Here is a 15556-nt window from a genome sequence, read left to right as displayed (position 1 = left end):
CGCGTAAGACGGTCTCACGGGTTCCACGAACACCCTCTCTTCGCTGTTCAGCGCCGTGCCCCGCTGTTGTGCCGTGGGCTGCGCTCCCGGCGGTTACCCGCCCCTTCCCTGACTCTGTTTCGCCCTCTGGAGACTTCCGTGTCCCTGTTCTCGTCCGAAGAGCCGTTCGCGCCCATCCCGTTCGACCCGTTCCGCGTCGGTGAGGAGTACGGCGTCCGGGAGGTGACCGCCCGTCTGTTGAAGCGCGGGACGCCGGAGACGCGCCGTGAGCACGACTGGCTGATGGGCCAGTTGGAACAGTCGTTGATCGCCCTGGAGGACGTGCCGGAGGGGATGGCGCTCCGTCTGCGCTCCAGGGACGGCATGGCCTACCTGACGTTCTCCTCCGGACTGCTGGGCAGCGGCCACATCGTCTCCGGTATGGACGCGCTGACCGGCCGCTCGGTGTTCCAGGTGCGTGGGTCCGGACTCGCCGCTCCCGTCGCCGCGTCGGTACTCAGGTCGGTGCGGGGCCGGGTGCTCGGGTTGAAGCGGCCGCTGCGGGTCGTCACCCGTCCCAAGGGGGCCGCGATGTTCGACCCGGCGCTGTACCGGCCCGACCGGCTGATGGCGTTTCGTCCGCGGGGCCTGGGCCGTACTGACGCCTCCCGGCACGCGCGGGTGGACGTGATGACGTGCTGGGTCGGCGCTGAGGCCCTGGCCGGACTCCTGCGGGCCCTGGTGGTCGGTGTGGAGGTCGGCAGGGAGGTCGCTACCCGTGCCGCGTCCCCGGACGTGATCCACGCGTACGCCGACGACGTGGTGTGCCCCGGTTACTAGGCCGGCCGTGGGGCGCGGTGTTCGTGCCGTGCCCCGGTCTTGGCCGCTGCTGTCCGTGGTGCCCGCATCGAGCCGCAGCCGCCGGTTCGCGGCCCGGTGCGGGGATGCACGAGCACCCCGCCCATCTAGACCGTTGGAGGTCTCCGTATGTCCAGCAACACCCCTGATGACCGCGAGCGCCCCGTGACCCGACGGGAGTACCGCAACGGTCAACTCCTTGTTTGTGCCGCCCTGGCCGCGTGCGCCCTCGCGCTGTTCTGCCTCTTGGTCCTGGAGATCAAGGGCTGATCCGTCAGCCGGGGCGCGGTGACCGTGCCGCGCCCCGGCCCCCTCTCCTCGTTCCGCCGCTTCCCGCACTCGCCCGTCGGCGCTCTCGTCGCGGGCGAATGCAGGGCGCGCCGTAACCGTGCCTGCCGGGCAATCATCCGCCCGCCGCTCTCCCTTCGCCCGTCCCTTGGAGGACTCGACCATGACCACCGTCACCCGTACCGAACTGCGCGCGCTCATCACGTCCGTGCAGGGCGCCGTACGCGCCGTGGAGGACCGCGGGAGCCGCGAGACGATCGCCGCTCTGCGGGATGCGCTGCTGCCGATGTACACCCGCCGGGGTGAGGGCCCGCACCGTCAGGCGTTCATGGACGCCCTGGGTGAGGCCGAGGTGTCGCTGAGAGCCGCCGCGGCGTCCGGGACGTGGGATCTCCTCACCGACGTCGAACAGAAGGTGTCCCGGTTCTGGCACGAGCCGGACGGGGCGACGCTCGACCACCCGGCGCTCATGGCGGTGACGACGCTCACCGTGCGGTTCGAGACGGACGACCGCAGCATCTTCGGCGCCGCGAACGAGCGGGCGCACTACGCGGGTCTCGACGCGATGCGGGCCCTGTCCTCCGCGATCAACGGCGCGGCGAACGGGCAACAACTGGACAAGGCCGTGACGGAGTTCCTGGCGGCCGTACGGCGGGCGATCCCGTACATGGCGCTGTACGACACCCGGCAGGTGCTGGTGGAGGCCGCCCGGGCGTACGGGCTGTTCCCCGTCGGGATGCGTCAGCCGACGTCGCCGGAGTCGCTGTGGGACTGGTCCCGTCAGATCGGCGGCGCGGAATACGTGTTCGAGCTCGTCGGCCCCGGCATCGAGGGCCACGCCTTCGGAGCGGTCGCCACCGCGCGGTTCGAGAACGGTCTCGGCGGAGGGGTCCGGTACTTCCCGCTGTCCAGCATCGAGGAGTGGCGGCGGATCGCCCGCACCGTCGTTGACCGCGTCTGAGCCCGCCCGCCGGCCCGGGGCGCGCGCCGCGCCCCGGCCCCCCTTCCCCTGTCTCTTTCTGGAGGTTTCCTGTGTCCGTTCAGCAGTCGTCGCCCGTCGTGCTCGCTACTCAGATCCTGTCCGCCGCTTCCTTGCCCGTCATCGACGGCACCCCGCCGGAGGGTTCCCGCGGCTACCAGGTGCGTGAGGAGAAGGGCGGGATGGTCATGGTCCTGCCGGTGCTAGACGGGCGGACCGGCCCCCACATGGGCGCCGTCTTCCGGGCTCGTGCTCAGGACGAGTGGCGGACGATGAACCGGGCCGCGCGCGATGTGCTCACCGCCGAGGGGTGGCAGCGCACCGAGTACACGTGGGACGGCGACGTGTTCCGCGCTCCGGGTGGTCCGCTCGACCCGATGGTGAAGGAGACCATCCACGTTCTGGAGCGCGACGGGTCCCCCGGCTACGCCCTGTTCGACGTCACCCCGTACGCGGGTGCGGTCCGTATTGACGTGGTGGGTGGTTGGAACTGCCGGCAGTTGTCCATCAGTGACGTGGCGCGGCCCGCGCTGTACGCCGCCGGGTTCGACGTCGAGACCGTGCACGAGGGGGAGGGGGCGGAGCGGCCGGAGTGGGGCACGCTTCACCACCTGGTCGTGCGGCCCCCGGTTGAGCGGCGTGAAGAGTGGGCGCTGGCCCACACGGTCCGCCGGTTCCTGCAGAGCGAGTACACCCACATCGGTTGGGAGGTGCACATGCGGCCCGCGTTGCCCGAGCACCTGCCCGAGGGTTCCGCGCCGGATGCGCACCTGGGCGCCCTCCTCTACCAGTTCAACGGTCACGCCGTTCACCACTCGCGCGCCTACGACTACGAGCTCCGTAGGGCCGGATACGAGCTCCAGCCGAGCCGTCACCCGTGGTGGCGCAACATCCGCATCCTGCGGCCCGCTGCGGCCGCCTAGTAGCCCGCCCGGCCCGGGACGCGCACGCTCGCGTCCCGGGCGCCGGCCCGCTGCTTCCTCCCCTCGGCCGTACGGCGGCCGGGCGTAGGGCGCACCGTGCCCCTGCACCATCCACCTGAGGAGACTGACCATGCTGACCACGCTCGCGCCGCCCGCACCGGTGGCCGCCCCTAGTCCTTCCCCGCGGCCGGTTCCGGTGCGGTTCTGGGAGGGCGACCGGATGGAGCCGCTGGAGCCGCTCGCCGGTGTCACGCTGCGCCGTGAGCTCGGGCCGGTGTGGGCGCCGCTGCTGCGTGCCCGGCAGCGCTCCGTGCCCGGCGTCGGCGACCAGGACGTGCGGGAGCTCATCACGACGGGGGCCGGCGTGGTGTCGTCGTTCGTGCCCCGGTACGTGTCGCCGGGGGAGACGCTGCCCGGGCGGCCGGTCCGCAGCCGCGACGACATGGCGGACCTGCCGCCGGGTGCGGAGGGCGCGTTGCCGTTCGTGTCCTCCCGGGACCTCGGGGGGTTCTGGAGTCTGCGGGACCTGGTCGCGGACCGTGCCGGGGAGGAGCAGGCCGTAGGGATTCCGGCGCTGCTGCCGCTGTGGCAGATGCGGGAGGCTCTGGCGGTGATGCTGGAGGAGCAGGAGCAGGTGGAAGTGTCGTGGCATCGCCCGTCGGGCCGGTTCTACGCCCGGTACTGGGCGTACGCCTCGGGGGATGACTGGGGCGTGGCGCCGGGGCTGGAGCCGCGGACGCACGTGTACGTGCTGGCGACGAGTGGCGTGGAGGCGTAGCGGTGGCGACGGCGAAGGAGCGGGGTCGTCTCGGCGACATCGTGACCCGGGAGATGGTCGCGTACGCCCTGGCGCTCGAAGCGGCCGGGTACGACTGGGCGGCGGTGTGGCCCACGGCGGAGTGGGAGGAGGGGACCGTGCTGGACTGGCTGCACGGCCGGTTCCTGCTGGCGCGGGAGTGCGCGGCCGCGATCGGTCACCGCTTCCCCGACGAGAAGCTGACCGAGTTCTGCCGGGAGGCGCTGGAGTACCGGGCGCTGTACCCCGACGGGCCGCCGGAGTTGCAGGACTACTTGCAGAGGATCGTCAAGCGGCCCGGTTCCTCGGGCGAGCGGCAGTAGCGGCCGCCCTCTTTCACGGCCAGGGCGTGGCGCGCGGGTCCTTCCTGCGGCCGCCGCGCCCGGCCGGTCCCCCTTCCCCCTGCACAGCAGATGAGGAGTGATGAGCATGACCAGCACTGCGCGCCGGATGGTGCCCGGGTCGGTGGACCTGGCGGCCCGGGTGACGGCGCTGCTCGGCAAGACGTACCCCGCGGTGTCGTACGGCGCGGTCGACGGATTCCGTGTGATGTCGCTCGACCAGCAGGAGCCGCGCCGGATGTTCGTGCGCTGGTACGACGACCGGGAGCGTGCGCTTACCGGTGCGCCGGTCGCCGAGGAGAAGAGCAAGGAACTCGCGTCGGTGCTCGCGGCCGCCGGGTTCGCGGTGACGGTGCCGTCCGACGGGTGGGACGTCTACGTGGCGGACCGTCCGGCGGACACGGCCGGCCCGCGGTACCGGGTGGCGGAGTCCGACCTGCCGTTCGGTGACCTGTGGCTGGTCGTGGACGAGTGGACCCGGGTCCCCGCGCGGACTGTGCGCAGCAAGGAAGAGGCGGAGACGGCAGCGGAGACGCTGAACCTGCCAGATCGGCTCTCTGCGGGCTGACTCGGCTGCTGCGGACGCACCCTTGCGACCGTTCTTTGATGTGGCATACGTTTTTCTAGTTGGTCGTCACGAGCGAGACGGCCAGAACGAACGCTCCCAAACACCACCAGAAAGGGCACAGTCATGGCCCGAATCACCCCCGGCATCCTCGCCGAGCGGCCCACGCTCGCCGGGATCAACGTGAAGAAGCGCCGCATGCAGGAGGAGCTGGCCGACCTCAACGCGCACCTCCAGGCGGCGGCCGCCGAACGCGCCGGTGCCGTGCACGGCGTGAACCGGCTGCGCGGCCTCATGGACAACGCCACGCAGCAGCTCGCCGAGCACCGCGCGCTTCTGCCGCTGCTGCCGCCGGATCCCCGCCGCAACGACCGCATCGCCCGCGAGGCCTCCGCGCTCGACCACATGCACCGGCGCCTCCCGCACGCTCACGCCCTGGCCGCGGCCGCCACCGTCGCCGAGGAAGCCGCAGCCCTGGAAGTCGACTGGTGCCAGCAGCACATCCTCAACCTGCACCGGGCGCACATCCCGCTCCAGGACACCGAGCCGGTCACCGGCCGCGCCGAGGACATCGCCGTCGCCCGCCAGTACGAGGCGATCCTCGCCCCCGGCGAGGCAGACGAGATCCGGCGCAGGCTGACGCAGCGCAAGGCCGCGGGACTGCTCGACGCGTGGATGCGGGCGCCCGGCGTGACGGTGCTCCGCGACGGGGCCGGCCGCCTGTTCATCCAGGCGCCCGGACGGCCCATCGAGCTCCGGCCCACCACCCTGCGCGTCCCGCCGACCGCTGCCGACGTCCTGACCGCTGCTCTCGCCGCGTACGGGCGGGACGCCTACGAGGAGAGCGAGGGCGGCCGCACCTTCCTGGTGCTGCCCGTGCGCGCGGGCACCCGCCGGGCCGAGATGTTCACGGGCCCGTACTTCACCATCCGTGCCGGGCAGAGCGTCGCGCAGCCCGCGCGCGCCCGCACCGAGCCGTGGACGCTGACCGTGGTCGACGCGCTCGGCGCTGAGGAAGTCCTGTACGCGGGTGAGCCCGGGTCGAGCGTGGCGGTGGACTCCGCGGCGTGCGCCCAGGCCATCGCCGAGTACGCGGCGCGCGCCACGGTCTGACGGCTGCCTGTCCTCGCCCGGGCGCCAGTCCGGGCGGGGGCGGGGAGCCGTGCAGTCCGCCGGCGCCCTTCACCGATGCCAGAGAGGCACCTCACCCATGACCGCTGAACCGATCGACAGGCGCCGAGCATGCCCGAGTGGAGCGGGCTGCGCGCGCCGAGCTCGGCGACGCCGTCCGGCCGGCCCGCTACTGATCAGCGGTTCCAGGCGTCCGGCAACCGGACCCCATCAGGCACGGAGGCAGGAAGCCACCCAGGTGCCGGACTCTGCGCCTGGCTCATGTCGAGACCGCCACCGATGAATTGCCCGGCCACGGTGACGATGCCGCCGGAGAACAGGGCTCTCTGGAAACGAACCGCGCTCCTCCGGAAGATCGCGCCCACGAAGCTGATGAGGCCTGCAGTCATTACGAGCCCGGGAAACGACACCTCGCACCCCGTGAAGATGGCCACCGCGAAGTTGAGCTCCCCCCCGGACACCTGCGCGTGTGAGAACTCGACGTAGCCCGCGGAGAACTCAGTGGCGGCGAAGAGGACCCGGCCGCCTGAGAATTTTGCATGTTTGAAGCTGACTTTGCCGCCCTCGAACTTTGCCCCGGAGAAGTCGACATCGGCACCGCAGAACACGGCTCCGATGAAGGAGACTGGCGCCCCGGCACCGGTGGCGGCCTGGGGGAATCTCGCCTGCTGGAAGGAGACCGTGCCTGCCGAGAACGTGGCTTGCGAGAAGTCCCCGCCGTCGAAGGTGACGCCTGTGAAGTCGAAGTCGTGCCCTTGCCAGGAGTGGGGGTGGTCGGCAGGCAGGCGCAGGTGGTCCCGGATGATGCGGATGATGGTGTGCCGGACTTCTCGTAGGGCGAGGAAGCTGTGGCGGGCTTCCACATCGTCCGGAGGTAGGTCGCCCTCGGCGATGTAGGGCATCCGCAGGTAAGCACACAGCACGTCGATACCTGTCTGGCGCAGATCACGAGTGGGCGCATCGTCGGCAAGTCCGGCAAGGGCGTGGACGCCACCGAGACGGACGGCTTCCGATGGGTCGCCGAGCTGGGAGACGGCGGTGGTGAAGCGTTCTGTGTGCAGGCGGGTGGCCTCGCGCAGGGCGCCGTCCTCGTCCACGCGCTGGCGGCGGTAGGCCACCACCAGGGCGACCAGGGCGCCCGTGCCGGCTACCGCCCCGAAGGCGAGTTTGACGAGATCGAACAGCGTTGACGAGTCGATGCGCCGTTCGGGCTTCAACTCGCGTACGCCTAGCAGGTGCCAGCCGGCGTAGAACACGGCGGCGGCGCCCACGGCTGCGGCTATGAAGGCCAGGGACACGACGGTCCCGAGGCGTAGACCGCGCGCGGCCTGTCGCCGACGTCGTCGCCGAAGACGCCGGAGATCGGGTGGGTTCATGGACGTCAAGACTCGCAAGGGGCGCGGCTGGTTGCGGGCGTCTAGCTGGTGACGTCCGTCGTTCACCCGTGCCGTGACGGTGGCCTGTGTCATAGTGGTGCCGATTGCTCCCCGCACACGCGGGGGTGTCCCTGCCGAGCCTCACCGGACTGGCTGAGTGCTCCTGCTCCCCGCCGCTGCGGGGGTGCCCGCGCCTTGCCTCATGGGCATGCGGCGCGGTCTCTGCTCCCCGCGCACGCGGGGGTTTCCCCCTACCTCACCGGCCTCAGCCTCCCGCGTCCGCGGGGCGAGTTGAAAGGAATCCGAGGGATGTCCCGCATCACCAACCGTCCCCATCCGCTGGCCGAGTACGCCGACCGGATCGACCCCGCCGAGGTCTACACCGTGCGGCAGCTCGCCGCGCTGCTGGAGCTCGCGCCGTCCAGCGTCTCCGGGATGGCGGGTTACGGGTGGCTTCCCGGGAGCCGGGTGCAGCCGCACCGCCGCGGGGGCCGTCAGTACACCTGGACGGGGAAGCAGTTGAAGCGGCTGGCCAGCCGCCGGATCAAGGTCTCGTATGACCACGACCGGTATGCCCCGGCGACGCTGTACCGGGTCGGGTGCCGCTGCTCGCAGTGCGTGCACGCGCACGGCGTGGACAGCAGGAACCGGCGGCGGGCGCTCGCCGAGGAGGCGTTTCCCGCGGAGAAGCGGACACGGCTGGTCGAGCTCGTGTCGGCCGGGGCGCCGGTGGCGGAGGCAGCGGAGAAGGTCGGGGTGTCGCTCTCGCGGGTGTACGGGCGCGCGAACTGGGATGCGGCCTTCGCCGAGGACCTGGACGAGGCCGCGTGGTCCCTGTGCGTGCTCGGCGATACCAACCCGGCATGTGGCACGGCGGCCGGATACCGCGGGAACGGGGAGAAGCGGCCGGCCTGCCGGGGGACGGGGTGCCGGGAGTGGCGGCGGTCGATGTCTCAGCGAGAGCGGGCGGACGCCTGAGCTCACGCGTTCCGTCAGCCCGCTGCGGCCCCGGCCACTGGTCCGGGGCCGCTGGCGTTCACGGCATCTGCCAGGAGGCCGCCGGGGTTCATCAGGGCGGTGAAGACGGTGGTGACGATGGCTTCCTCCCGCACGTTCATCACCTGGCCGCGGTAGGCGAGGGAAGCGGCATTGAAGTCGCGTAGGAGGGTGGCGAGGACCGAGCCGGACTCCGCTTCGAGTTGCCGCAGGTACGGCTGCAGCGCCTTGTTCAGGGCGTGGCTGGCTGGATCTGTGAAGTGAAACGAGTCGGACACCCCGAAAAAGTCACGGAGTTTGTGGAGGTCGCCGACGTTGGGGACTTTCCTGCCGTAGCAGAGCAGGCGGACCCATTCGTGGCTGCGGCCAAGGTGCGCCTGGATCTCCCGGCGGACGTCGGTGGGGCGCTTGCCGGTGCGGGCGATACACGCCAGGTAGAGGGCGTGGACCCGCTGGCACACCCGCTGCTCGATGTCGTCCGGCGGCAGCGTTTCGCCATTGAGCAGGGCTTCGACAACCTCGATCGGTAGGGCGATGGCGTCGGCGAGCCCTTCGGGGTCGATGACGTCGTGGAGGGTCTGGCCGCGGTCCGCAGCGAGACTTTGGATCCGGTCGAGTGTCTCGCCGAGGGCAGGGTGGGACTGGCTCACTGGTTCACTCCTGGTTTGGGTGATGGAGCTAGACGACCTGCTGGGGTGGTCGGTAGCGGCGGCCCTGTGGCCAGCATAGTTGCATGCTTTTCAACGATCGTTGACACTCAACAACCTGTATAGAAGTATTTCGGACCGTGGCGCCATGATCACGGAAGTGAACTATTGATCGCTTCCCTGGCCCTTGTGCTGCCGTCCGTTACTCCCCTGCTGTACGGAGGGCCCCGTAATGAGCGTGACGCCGGATATGCCGGCAGCATGGGACGGCGGTTCTCTGCCCCTGCCCTACGTGCCGCAGAAGGCGCTGACACTGGAGGGCCTCGGGGTCACTCACCGCAGCCGCTTCGCAGTGGCCGCCACCGCGGAGGCGCCGCGGCAGGCTCGGACCGTGGCCGGCACGGTGCTCTCACTCATGCTTTCCCCGACGGAGGCCTCCGCCGTGGTGACCCGGCAGGTTCAGGCGTGCGTGACCGAGCTGGCGGGGATCGCCTACACCCGGGCGATGGGCTCCCACCTGCTGTGTGAGCTGTGGCGTGACAGTGAGCACGTCTTCACCGCGGTGCAGCACCACGAGCCGCTGCCGCTCCTGCCCGACGACACCGTGATCGGCCTGCACACGGTCCGGTCGCTGGCCGACGACTACGGCTCGCACCTGGTCGACGGCGTCTTCCAGATGTGGGCGGCTGTCCGCATCGCCTGACGTCTGGCCGATCGCCGCGTGGCGGCTTCGCCGCCGATGCCGGTAGACTCCGTTTCGATACCAGACGCATGAGGGCCCCCGCAGCAGCGGGGGCCCTCGTGTTTTCCCGTCCGGCTACCGGCCGCGCCTGCGCCGGTGCGCGGCCAGGTCTGCGGGCGGCTTCGGGCCCTGCTGGCGCTCCTGGGCCTTGCGCTGGACCTCCTGCCGGTGCGCTTCGACGGCCTGCTGGTAGCGCTCCTCGAAGTCGTCCACGTCGAGGCAGTCCTCGCGGGGGAGGCTGGCGACGGCCTGGGCCTGCTCGGCGGGGGTGGTGAAGCCGGCGATCTGCGGGTGCAGCTCGTAAACGCCGTTCTGGACCTTGGTCACCATGCGGGCGAACTGCAGGTGCTGCAGGCTCAGCCCGACGGCGGAGCGCTTCATGCCCAGCGCCTGGGCAATGTCGGCCTGCTTGATGACGATGCGGCCGCCCGGCTCCTGTACGCCCAGGAGGAACAGCAGGACGCGCAGGGCCGGACCGGGAACGCTGGGGACGAATGCGAACACGCTGAGCCCGCCCCACACCTCGGGCGCGCGCTCTTCGACCGGCTGAGCTGTCATCGTTCCTTTGCCTCCGTCGGGCTCTTCGGTTCTCTGACCGGCAAGGAGAGCTGTGTGAATGCGCCGGGGATCGCGGGATCCTCGGCGAGCTCCGCGATCAGCTCCAGTTGATCGACCCTCTTGACCGCTGGCTTCCGGTGGGCCGGGCGGCCGGGCTCCTCTACCTCGATGGTGCCACCGCGGAGCGCCAATTGCGGGTTGAGCTGGTACAGGCCGCGGTCGACCATGTGGACCAGGTGCAGGTCATACAGGCGTCGCATCGCCCTGTTGACATGGACCCGGTTCAGCTTCAAGGCACGGGCGAGCTCAGCCTGCGTGGCCTTGATCTTGCCGCCTGGCTCCTGGGTCCCCATGAGGTAGAGGGCTACCCGCAGACAGGCGATGTCGTCATGGAAGTACGTGGCCATCCACTTGAGGAAGTCCAGGCTGTCCATGGAGAAGTTGCCGCCGAGGAACCCGGTGCTGGTCGGGGTCCGCTCAACGATCGCTCTGTGCCCGTCGGGGAGTTGGACGACGGGGGCCGGCTTGGCTCGTACGGTCCGCGACCGGCGGTAGGGGCTCGGGGCTGGAGCGTTCGGCCGCGGCGATGCGGGGTCGCCGGCCGGAGCCCGCTGGCGGCGCGGCTCGTCGGAGGGAAGGGCTGACACGCAGGTGCCTCCTCGGGTTGATACCAGACGAGGGGGACCCTACTACCTACGCCACTATTTCCTGCGTACGTGCCATGCATAGTGGCATGGGGCGTGTCGAGAGTAGCCCTGGAGGTACGTTCGACCGTCCACGACGAGAATTATCGACATGTCTACTCGGTGCTGTAAGCCCGGACGGCCGCCGGAGGCGCGCAACTATGGATTGCATCTCTCGATCGGACGTAACCTCAGAGGCTACTTTCGAGCGGCCGAATGTAGCCTCTGAGGTACGTTACTCAGCGGTAATAAGGGTGTTGACCTGCGGTTTTGCGGCCCCACCACTCTTTATAACGTGCGCGCGCGCGTGATACCTGAGCCTCACCGGTTCCACAAGCACCAGCAGGTGCACGCAGAACGTCGCGCGCCGAAGGTTTCGGCAAGGGCCCAGCCGCCACCGACCTGCGCTCTATCCCCCTCACCCTCCGACCACCCCTCATCAGCCTCAGCCACCGAAAGTCAGCCACGTCGGCGAGGGCGCCGGACGACCAGGCGCGCGTATGTCTCCAGCAACCGCATCGGGGAGCAACCACGCTTCATCTATGGTCTGCACCCCCGCCGACCTCGGGCCAGCAGGACTGCAGAACCGGTGCCGGCCGACCGACGCTGACCCCCTACACGAGACCGCGGAACGCGCACGGAGAGCGCCTCGGCGGTCTACTGAGCCCGCCTCCGGGCGTACTCAGCGATGGCGGTAAGAGTTCCAGCTCGTTCCTGTGGATCCAGGGCTTCATAGGACTGGGTGGCCTGTCTGATTCCGGAGATTCCTCGAGCCAACGTCCGAACGAGCCCTTCGGCAACGAGCAGCACGATGGCAGCGCTACAGACATAGAAAGCCTTCTCAGCCAGGGCAGGGTTCGTGGCAGGCTCGTGAGTTCCCGCCCACTGAAGGACTCGGATTTGCATGCCGACCAACGTCGCGCACACGCCTAGCCAAACTGCACCGGCGAGCACGGCAGGCCAGGCCTGCAGAACCACGTGATGAGGTCGCCTGAGCTTGACGACCTCTTGCAGGTCCTCGTCATTGGGTTCTCTGCCGTCCTTGACAGCGGCCGCCACACGGTTGTGAGCGTCCACACCTCGTCTGACCGCTTCGACCTGTGAGTTCACCCATGCCCGCAGCAAGGTGTAGGTCTGGACTGTCCCGATGAGCAGGACGGCCAAGATCACTGTGGTGATGAGTGCTGCGTAGTCATCGCTCATTGCCCACTTCATGGGTCCCCCTCTGTATGACGTTGCCGGGGGAACCTACAGCGATCGGCGGGGACGGCGGACCGGACTCAGCGGTTCAGCCCATCCGTTGACGGGCCGCTGCTTCCTCCGACGGTGCGCTCGAACAGGTCGGAGGCCTGATCTGCCTGATACTCGGCGAGATCCTTCTCGGCGTGGTACGAGATGGGGAGGCCTGTGGTGGTGTCGCAGATCGCCCAGGCGAGCAGGCGGCCGCGGTGGCGCTGGTTGTCCTGGGGCCGGTGTTCCGTGGTGTAGCGGGCGCGGGCCGGCTGGCTGTCCGAGAGCTTCCCGGCTGCCTGGAACAGGCTGGTGATACGCCGTTCGGTGTCCGGTGAAGCGTTCTCGACGTGCGTGGCGATGGGGGTGTTGGGCGGAGGTGGCCACTCGTTGGTGTCGATGCCTGCTGCGGCCAGCTCCGGCAGCGGTGTTCGAGTGCTGCGAGCCATGAGGTAGGCGTTCTGTTCCTCGCGGGTCCCGGCCTGGCGGTGTCCGAGTGCGACGTGCATCGCGCGGAGGTCCCTGAGGATTCCTTCCGCGAGTTCGGTGTCTCCGCGTTGCCGTGCGGTCTGCAGGTTCTTCACCATGCAGGTCCGCCAGGCGGTGATCGAGTGCCCGTTCACCACTACATCCTCACCCGGTGAGTCACGACGACTTCACGAGCCCCTTCCGGGCCAGGTGCTGGGAGGGCAGGGGGTGGGTGCGGACTCGCTTGTACTGCAGGCCGGTCTCGCAGCGGCGGACCGTGACGGTGCCCTTGCGGCGGGCGGCTCGCAGGAGCTTGTCGGTCTCGTCCTGTGGGAGGCCGATATGGCGGGCGGTTTCAGTGGCGTCGAGCCAGGTCTCCCACGGGAGTTGGTTGACGCGCTGCGCCAGGACGACGGCAGACATGAGTCCCTCCCTCTTTCATCTGGTTTAGTCCGGTTCGCTCGTACCGGCGCGGGGTGGCTCGACCAAGGCTAGTGCACCGCGTGGGTGGTGGGGTGACGGTTACTGGGAACGTTCCTCCGGCTGTGAACACGCCGAATGCATCGTGTCTCGATCTGGTAACGGTGTAGGGCGCCCTGCTGATAAAACTGTTACGCGCGCGAGAGCAATTGCCGGAAATGCCGGACAGCAAGTTGCCCCGTACAGCAGCCTACTCGGACTTTCTCCACTTTCCCCCGCATTCTGGGGCGTTTCGATTCCTTGTGCGAATTGGTAGTGGCGCACAGCCTCTGCACTGACGGAAGATTGTGTTCCGACACTCAATCAGTAACGGAGCGGGGGAGCGGATGGGTGACAAGCCGCGCAAGAACAGTGCCGGCCATCCCTTGGAGGCCGCAGCCGCAGAGGCGTCCGCTGACCCCAGCAACAAGGCCGCCCTAGCAACACTTTTCGATGCGCTGTACGAGCCGGTTGTCCGCTTCATGCAGGCCCGAGTGCACGACCCTGCGACCGCCGAGGACTTGGCTCAGGAAGTCTTCGTCAAGATGGTGCAGAGCATCAGCGGTTACACCGGCGGCGGCATATACGCGTGGATCTGGTCGATCGCCCGCTCCGTCTCCAGTGATCATTACCGGCCCTTGCGGAACCGCGGTTACGAGCAGCCGACGGGTGAGATGTGGCAACTCGATATGCCGAGCACTGACATGGGGCCCGACGAGGTTGCCCAGTGGGGTGAGCTGCGTCACGCACTGAATAGGAAGCTGAGCACCCTTCCCGAAGCGCAACAGGAGGTTTTGCGTCTCAGATTGGTCTCGGGACTGTCCACCGCAGAGACCGCCGAAGTAATGGCCAAACCTGTGGGTACGATTCGCGTATTGCAGTGCCGCGCCCTGGCGAAGCTGCGGAAGCTGATGCCGGAAGGTGACAGCGCCCTGGCGACGTACCTGCTCTCAGTGACCGATGAGAGGCAGGGTGAGGCCTTGACGAACGCGGCGCCAGTGGCGGCAAGGGTGAGGGAGATAAGGCATGCGCAGTCTCGGCGATAGCGGTCTTACTGGTCGCGCGAAGCACCTTGACGCATGCCTGTCGGGTGAGGAAGCACCGGACACCCCGCAGACCTCGCGCATGGTCATGGCGGCCGCGGCCCTCACCCCCAAGCGCCCCATCAGCCAGTCAGCCCGCGCTCGCGCGCTCGCCGCGATGATGCGCGAAGCCGACCGCGTCACCCGCCGGCCCGCAGCTCCTGCGGCCGTCGAAGACACCACCGACCCCGGCATCCACATCCGCACCGCGAACGCAGGCCCGAACCTGCGTCTGCGTGTCGCCGACATCGAGGCCGTGGACGACGACCGCCTTGAGCAGATCGCAGCGAACATTGCGATGCGCCTCGGGCAGAGAGCCCCAGATAGGAACCAGTGAACGGTTTGCACGGCCTTCGCGTCCTCGAAGAGGACATGGGATCGGACGCGGTCACGTTCGAGGACCTCAATGAGGGCATCACGTACCTGTTCGTGAACCCTGACCAGTCCTGGGACTTCGCGGTCAAGAGCGTCATGAAAGCCTGCCCCGACCTGACGCTGCAGGAAGTGCAGGACATCCTCCGCACCCACTGCCCCGCCATCCGGGAGATGAACGAGCGCCTGGGCGTCGACTACCCGCCCGTGCCGCGCTTCGAGGCTGCTGCCGCCGCAGGCAGCGTTCCCCCGCCGCCCGCCGACAAGAGCGCCCACCGTCGGCCGCGGCCGCCCCGCTGGGCCCGCATCGTCGCTGTCGCCGCGCCGGCCCTGGTCGGCGGCACCCTGCTCGCTCACGTCTTCGCCCCGCAGCGCCCTGCCAGCAGCCCCGACACCGCGGGTGTCACCGTGAGCCAGTCGGACGAGGCCAGCCTGTTCGATGATCCCGTGCTCCGGAAGTACGTCCAGGGCAGCGAGCTGCGCTGTGACTCGGTCAGCCAGTACGCCGCCAAGTGCGTCGATGCCGACGGGCAAGTCCTCTTTGGAGAGGCCAGCGTCGGCGACTCGGCCGTCTTCACGTTCTCGTACGACTCCGAGAAGCTCGGGTTCCGGGTTTTCCCCAGCGCGGCCGACGCTGCCCTGTGGGCGTCCGAGGACGGCAACCGCCGTCTCTACGAGAACCTCTCGGTCTCCGGCCGCGTCGCGCTCTGGGGTACCGACGAGCGGCGGCTGGCCGAGTGGCGCGCGAGCCTGCGCGCGCAGGAGACCGTTACTGACGCCCGCACGATGGGCGCCGCGGCCCCGGTTGCTGCCGCCCGCGCCGCGGACGTGCTGCCGGAGCGGCTGGCTGTGCTCGCGCTCGGCGCGCTCGGAGTCGACGGGGCGACCACTCCCCAGGAACGACGGGAGGGCCCGCTCCAGGAGGCGCAGACCCGGCACGGCGTCGCCCTGGTGATGGGCGTGGCCCCCGCCACAGGACACGGCCGCATTCCGGCCGGTCCCGCGGACGCCGTGGCAGTCGCCGCAGACGCCCTGCGCCCGCCGGTGGACAACGACGTCAGCGTGCCGCCGGCGCATGCGCCG

At 69.4% G+C, this 15556-nt stretch carries 20 protein-coding genes; 13 read left to right on the top strand and 7 right to left on the bottom strand.

The features are described 5' to 3' along the window. The first annotated feature begins 138 nt into the window (after positions 1-138). The 8 genes from CCN29_RS12750 (at position 139) to CCN29_RS12720 (ending at position 5842) form a co-directional block, all read left to right on the top strand. The gene (locus CCN29_RS12750) at positions 139-819 is read left to right on the top strand and encodes a hypothetical protein (RefSeq protein ID WP_086681833.1); all 681 of its coding nucleotides are present in this window, start codon (positions 139-141) and stop codon (positions 817-819) included. 147 nt (positions 820-966) lie between these two features. Next, positions 967-1107 carry a hypothetical protein gene (locus CCN29_RS35835; RefSeq protein ID WP_442538347.1) on the top strand — a complete coding sequence of 47 codons (141 nt, stop codon included), beginning with the start codon at positions 967-969 and terminating at the stop codon, positions 1105-1107. A gap of 181 nt (positions 1108-1288) precedes the next feature. After that, positions 1289-2086: a hypothetical protein gene (locus CCN29_RS12745; RefSeq protein WP_086681830.1), complete on the top strand. Its 798-nt coding sequence runs from the start codon at positions 1289-1291 to the stop codon at positions 2084-2086. 71 nt (positions 2087-2157) lie between these two features. Continuing rightward, the gene (locus CCN29_RS12740) at positions 2158-3027 is read left to right on the top strand and encodes a hypothetical protein (protein WP_086681827.1); all 870 of its coding nucleotides are present in this window, start codon (positions 2158-2160) and stop codon (positions 3025-3027) included. 130 nt (positions 3028-3157) lie between these two features. Next, the gene (locus tag CCN29_RS35830) at positions 3158-3805 is read left to right on the top strand and encodes a hypothetical protein (RefSeq protein WP_442538346.1); all 648 of its coding nucleotides are present in this window, start codon (positions 3158-3160) and stop codon (positions 3803-3805) included. Between the two features lie 2 nt (positions 3806-3807). Then, positions 3808-4146: a hypothetical protein gene (locus CCN29_RS12730; protein ID WP_442538345.1), complete on the top strand. Its 339-nt coding sequence runs from the start codon at positions 3808-3810 to the stop codon at positions 4144-4146. Positions 4147-4252: 106 nt separating this feature from the next. Beyond that, entirely contained in the window at positions 4253-4732 is a 480-nt protein-coding gene (locus CCN29_RS12725; RefSeq protein WP_143661321.1) for a hypothetical protein, read from the top strand. 123 nt (positions 4733-4855) lie between these two features. Next, entirely contained in the window at positions 4856-5842 is a 987-nt protein-coding gene (locus CCN29_RS12720; protein WP_086681817.1) for a hypothetical protein, read from the top strand. A 194-nt stretch (positions 5843-6036) separates the two neighbouring features. On the opposite strand, the gene CCN29_RS12715 is transcribed toward CCN29_RS12720, so the two are convergent. Continuing rightward, positions 6037-7131, bottom strand: coding sequence for a pentapeptide repeat-containing protein (locus CCN29_RS12715; RefSeq protein ID WP_442538344.1), 1095 nt, complete (start codon positions 7129-7131; stop codon positions 6037-6039). Between the two features lie 414 nt (positions 7132-7545). Here CCN29_RS12715 and CCN29_RS12710 point away from each other — a divergent pair, with 414 nt between their 5' ends. Continuing rightward, entirely contained in the window at positions 7546-8214 is a 669-nt protein-coding gene (locus tag CCN29_RS12710; RefSeq protein ID WP_086681814.1) for a hypothetical protein, read from the top strand. 14 nt (positions 8215-8228) lie between these two features. Here the strand turns inward: CCN29_RS12710 and CCN29_RS12705 are convergent, their stop codons facing one another. After that, complete coding sequence (locus CCN29_RS12705) at positions 8229-8882, bottom strand: hypothetical protein (RefSeq protein ID WP_086681812.1); 654 nt, start codon at positions 8880-8882, stop codon at positions 8229-8231. Positions 8883-9294: 412 nt separating this feature from the next. On the opposite strand from CCN29_RS12705, the gene CCN29_RS35350 reads away from it, so the two are divergent. Continuing rightward, the gene (locus tag CCN29_RS35350) at positions 9295-9582 is read left to right on the top strand and encodes a hypothetical protein (protein ID WP_143661320.1); all 288 of its coding nucleotides are present in this window, start codon (positions 9295-9297) and stop codon (positions 9580-9582) included. Positions 9583-9696: 114 nt separating this feature from the next. Here CCN29_RS35350 and CCN29_RS12695 read toward each other — a convergent pair whose 3' ends face one another. The 5 genes from CCN29_RS12695 to CCN29_RS12680 form a co-directional block, all read right to left on the bottom strand. Further along, positions 9697-10179 carry a hypothetical protein gene (locus CCN29_RS12695; RefSeq protein WP_086681806.1) on the bottom strand — a complete coding sequence of 161 codons (483 nt, stop codon included), beginning with the start codon at positions 10177-10179 and terminating at the stop codon, positions 9697-9699. After that, on the bottom strand, positions 10176-10826 hold the full coding sequence (locus tag CCN29_RS12690) for a helix-turn-helix domain-containing protein (protein ID WP_442538343.1): 651 nt from the start codon (positions 10824-10826) through the stop codon (positions 10176-10178). Before CCN29_RS12690 ends, CCN29_RS12695 begins: the two co-directional genes overlap by 4 nt. A 693-nt stretch (positions 10827-11519) precedes the next feature. Continuing rightward, complete coding sequence (locus CCN29_RS35345) at positions 11520-12065, bottom strand: hypothetical protein (RefSeq protein ID WP_143661319.1); 546 nt, start codon at positions 12063-12065, stop codon at positions 11520-11522. A 77-nt stretch (positions 12066-12142) separates the two neighbouring features. Further along, a complete protein-coding gene (locus tag CCN29_RS12685) occupies positions 12143-12679 on the bottom strand; it encodes a hypothetical protein (protein ID WP_143661318.1) in 537 nt (178 codons plus the stop codon). 58 nt (positions 12680-12737) lie between these two features. After that, complete coding sequence (locus CCN29_RS12680) at positions 12738-12983, bottom strand: hypothetical protein (protein ID WP_086681794.1); 246 nt, start codon at positions 12981-12983, stop codon at positions 12738-12740. Between the two features lie 383 nt (positions 12984-13366). Here CCN29_RS12680 and CCN29_RS12675 point away from each other — a divergent pair, with 383 nt between their 5' ends. From CCN29_RS12675 to CCN29_RS12665, 3 genes are all read left to right on the top strand, one after another. After that, positions 13367-14065 carry an RNA polymerase sigma factor gene (locus CCN29_RS12675; RefSeq protein ID WP_086681790.1) on the top strand — a complete coding sequence of 233 codons (699 nt, stop codon included), beginning with the start codon at positions 13367-13369 and terminating at the stop codon, positions 14063-14065. Continuing rightward, the gene (locus CCN29_RS12670) at positions 14046-14438 is read left to right on the top strand and encodes a hypothetical protein (RefSeq protein ID WP_143661317.1); all 393 of its coding nucleotides are present in this window, start codon (positions 14046-14048) and stop codon (positions 14436-14438) included. The genes CCN29_RS12675 and CCN29_RS12670 overlap by 20 nt, the downstream gene beginning before the upstream one ends. A 35-nt stretch (positions 14439-14473) precedes the next feature. Further along, positions 14474-15556, top strand: a 1083-nt coding sequence (locus CCN29_RS12665) for a hypothetical protein (RefSeq protein ID WP_442538342.1), incomplete at its 3' end; no start/stop codon positions are given.

The organism is Streptomyces pseudogriseolus (genome assembly GCA_002154585.1).
GTDB lineage: Bacteria > Actinomycetota > Actinomycetes > Streptomycetales > Streptomycetaceae > Streptomyces > Streptomyces pseudogriseolus.
The sequence above is the reverse complement of the archived record's forward strand: the minus strand, read 5'-3'. Positions and strand labels throughout refer to the sequence as shown.

Bases quoted from the DNA above. Each gene is read 5' to 3' on its own strand.
- CCN29_RS12725 (WP_143661321.1), top strand. From the start codon at position 4,253: ATGACCAGCACTGCGCGCCGGATGGTGCCCGGGTCGGTGGACCTGGCG.
- CCN29_RS12670 (WP_143661317.1), top strand. From the start codon at position 14,046: ATGCGCAGTCTCGGCGATAGCGGTCTTACTGGTCGCGCGAAGCACCTT.
- CCN29_RS35345 (WP_143661319.1), bottom strand. From the start codon at position 12,065: ATGAGCGATGACTACGCAGCACTCATCACCACAGTGATCTTGGCCGTC.
- CCN29_RS12720 (WP_086681817.1), top strand. From the start codon at position 4,856: ATGGCCCGAATCACCCCCGGCATCCTCGCCGAGCGGCCCACGCTCGCC.
- CCN29_RS12710 (WP_086681814.1), top strand. From the start codon at position 7,546: ATGTCCCGCATCACCAACCGTCCCCATCCGCTGGCCGAGTACGCCGAC.
- CCN29_RS35350 (WP_143661320.1), top strand. From the start codon at position 9,295: ATGCTTTCCCCGACGGAGGCCTCCGCCGTGGTGACCCGGCAGGTTCAG.
- CCN29_RS35835 (WP_442538347.1), top strand. From the start codon at position 967: ATGTCCAGCAACACCCCTGATGACCGCGAGCGCCCCGTGACCCGACGG.
- CCN29_RS12685 (WP_143661318.1), bottom strand. From the start codon at position 12,679: ATGGTGAAGAACCTGCAGACCGCACGGCAACGCGGAGACACCGAACTC.
- CCN29_RS12680 (WP_086681794.1), bottom strand. From the start codon at position 12,983: ATGTCTGCCGTCGTCCTGGCGCAGCGCGTCAACCAACTCCCGTGGGAG.
- CCN29_RS12695 (WP_086681806.1), bottom strand. From the start codon at position 10,179: ATGACAGCTCAGCCGGTCGAAGAGCGCGCGCCCGAGGTGTGGGGCGGG.
- CCN29_RS12675 (WP_086681790.1), top strand. From the start codon at position 13,367: ATGGGTGACAAGCCGCGCAAGAACAGTGCCGGCCATCCCTTGGAGGCC.
- CCN29_RS35830 (WP_442538346.1), top strand. From the start codon at position 3,158: ATGCTGACCACGCTCGCGCCGCCCGCACCGGTGGCCGCCCCTAGTCCT.
- CCN29_RS12745 (WP_086681830.1), top strand. From the start codon at position 1,289: ATGACCACCGTCACCCGTACCGAACTGCGCGCGCTCATCACGTCCGTG.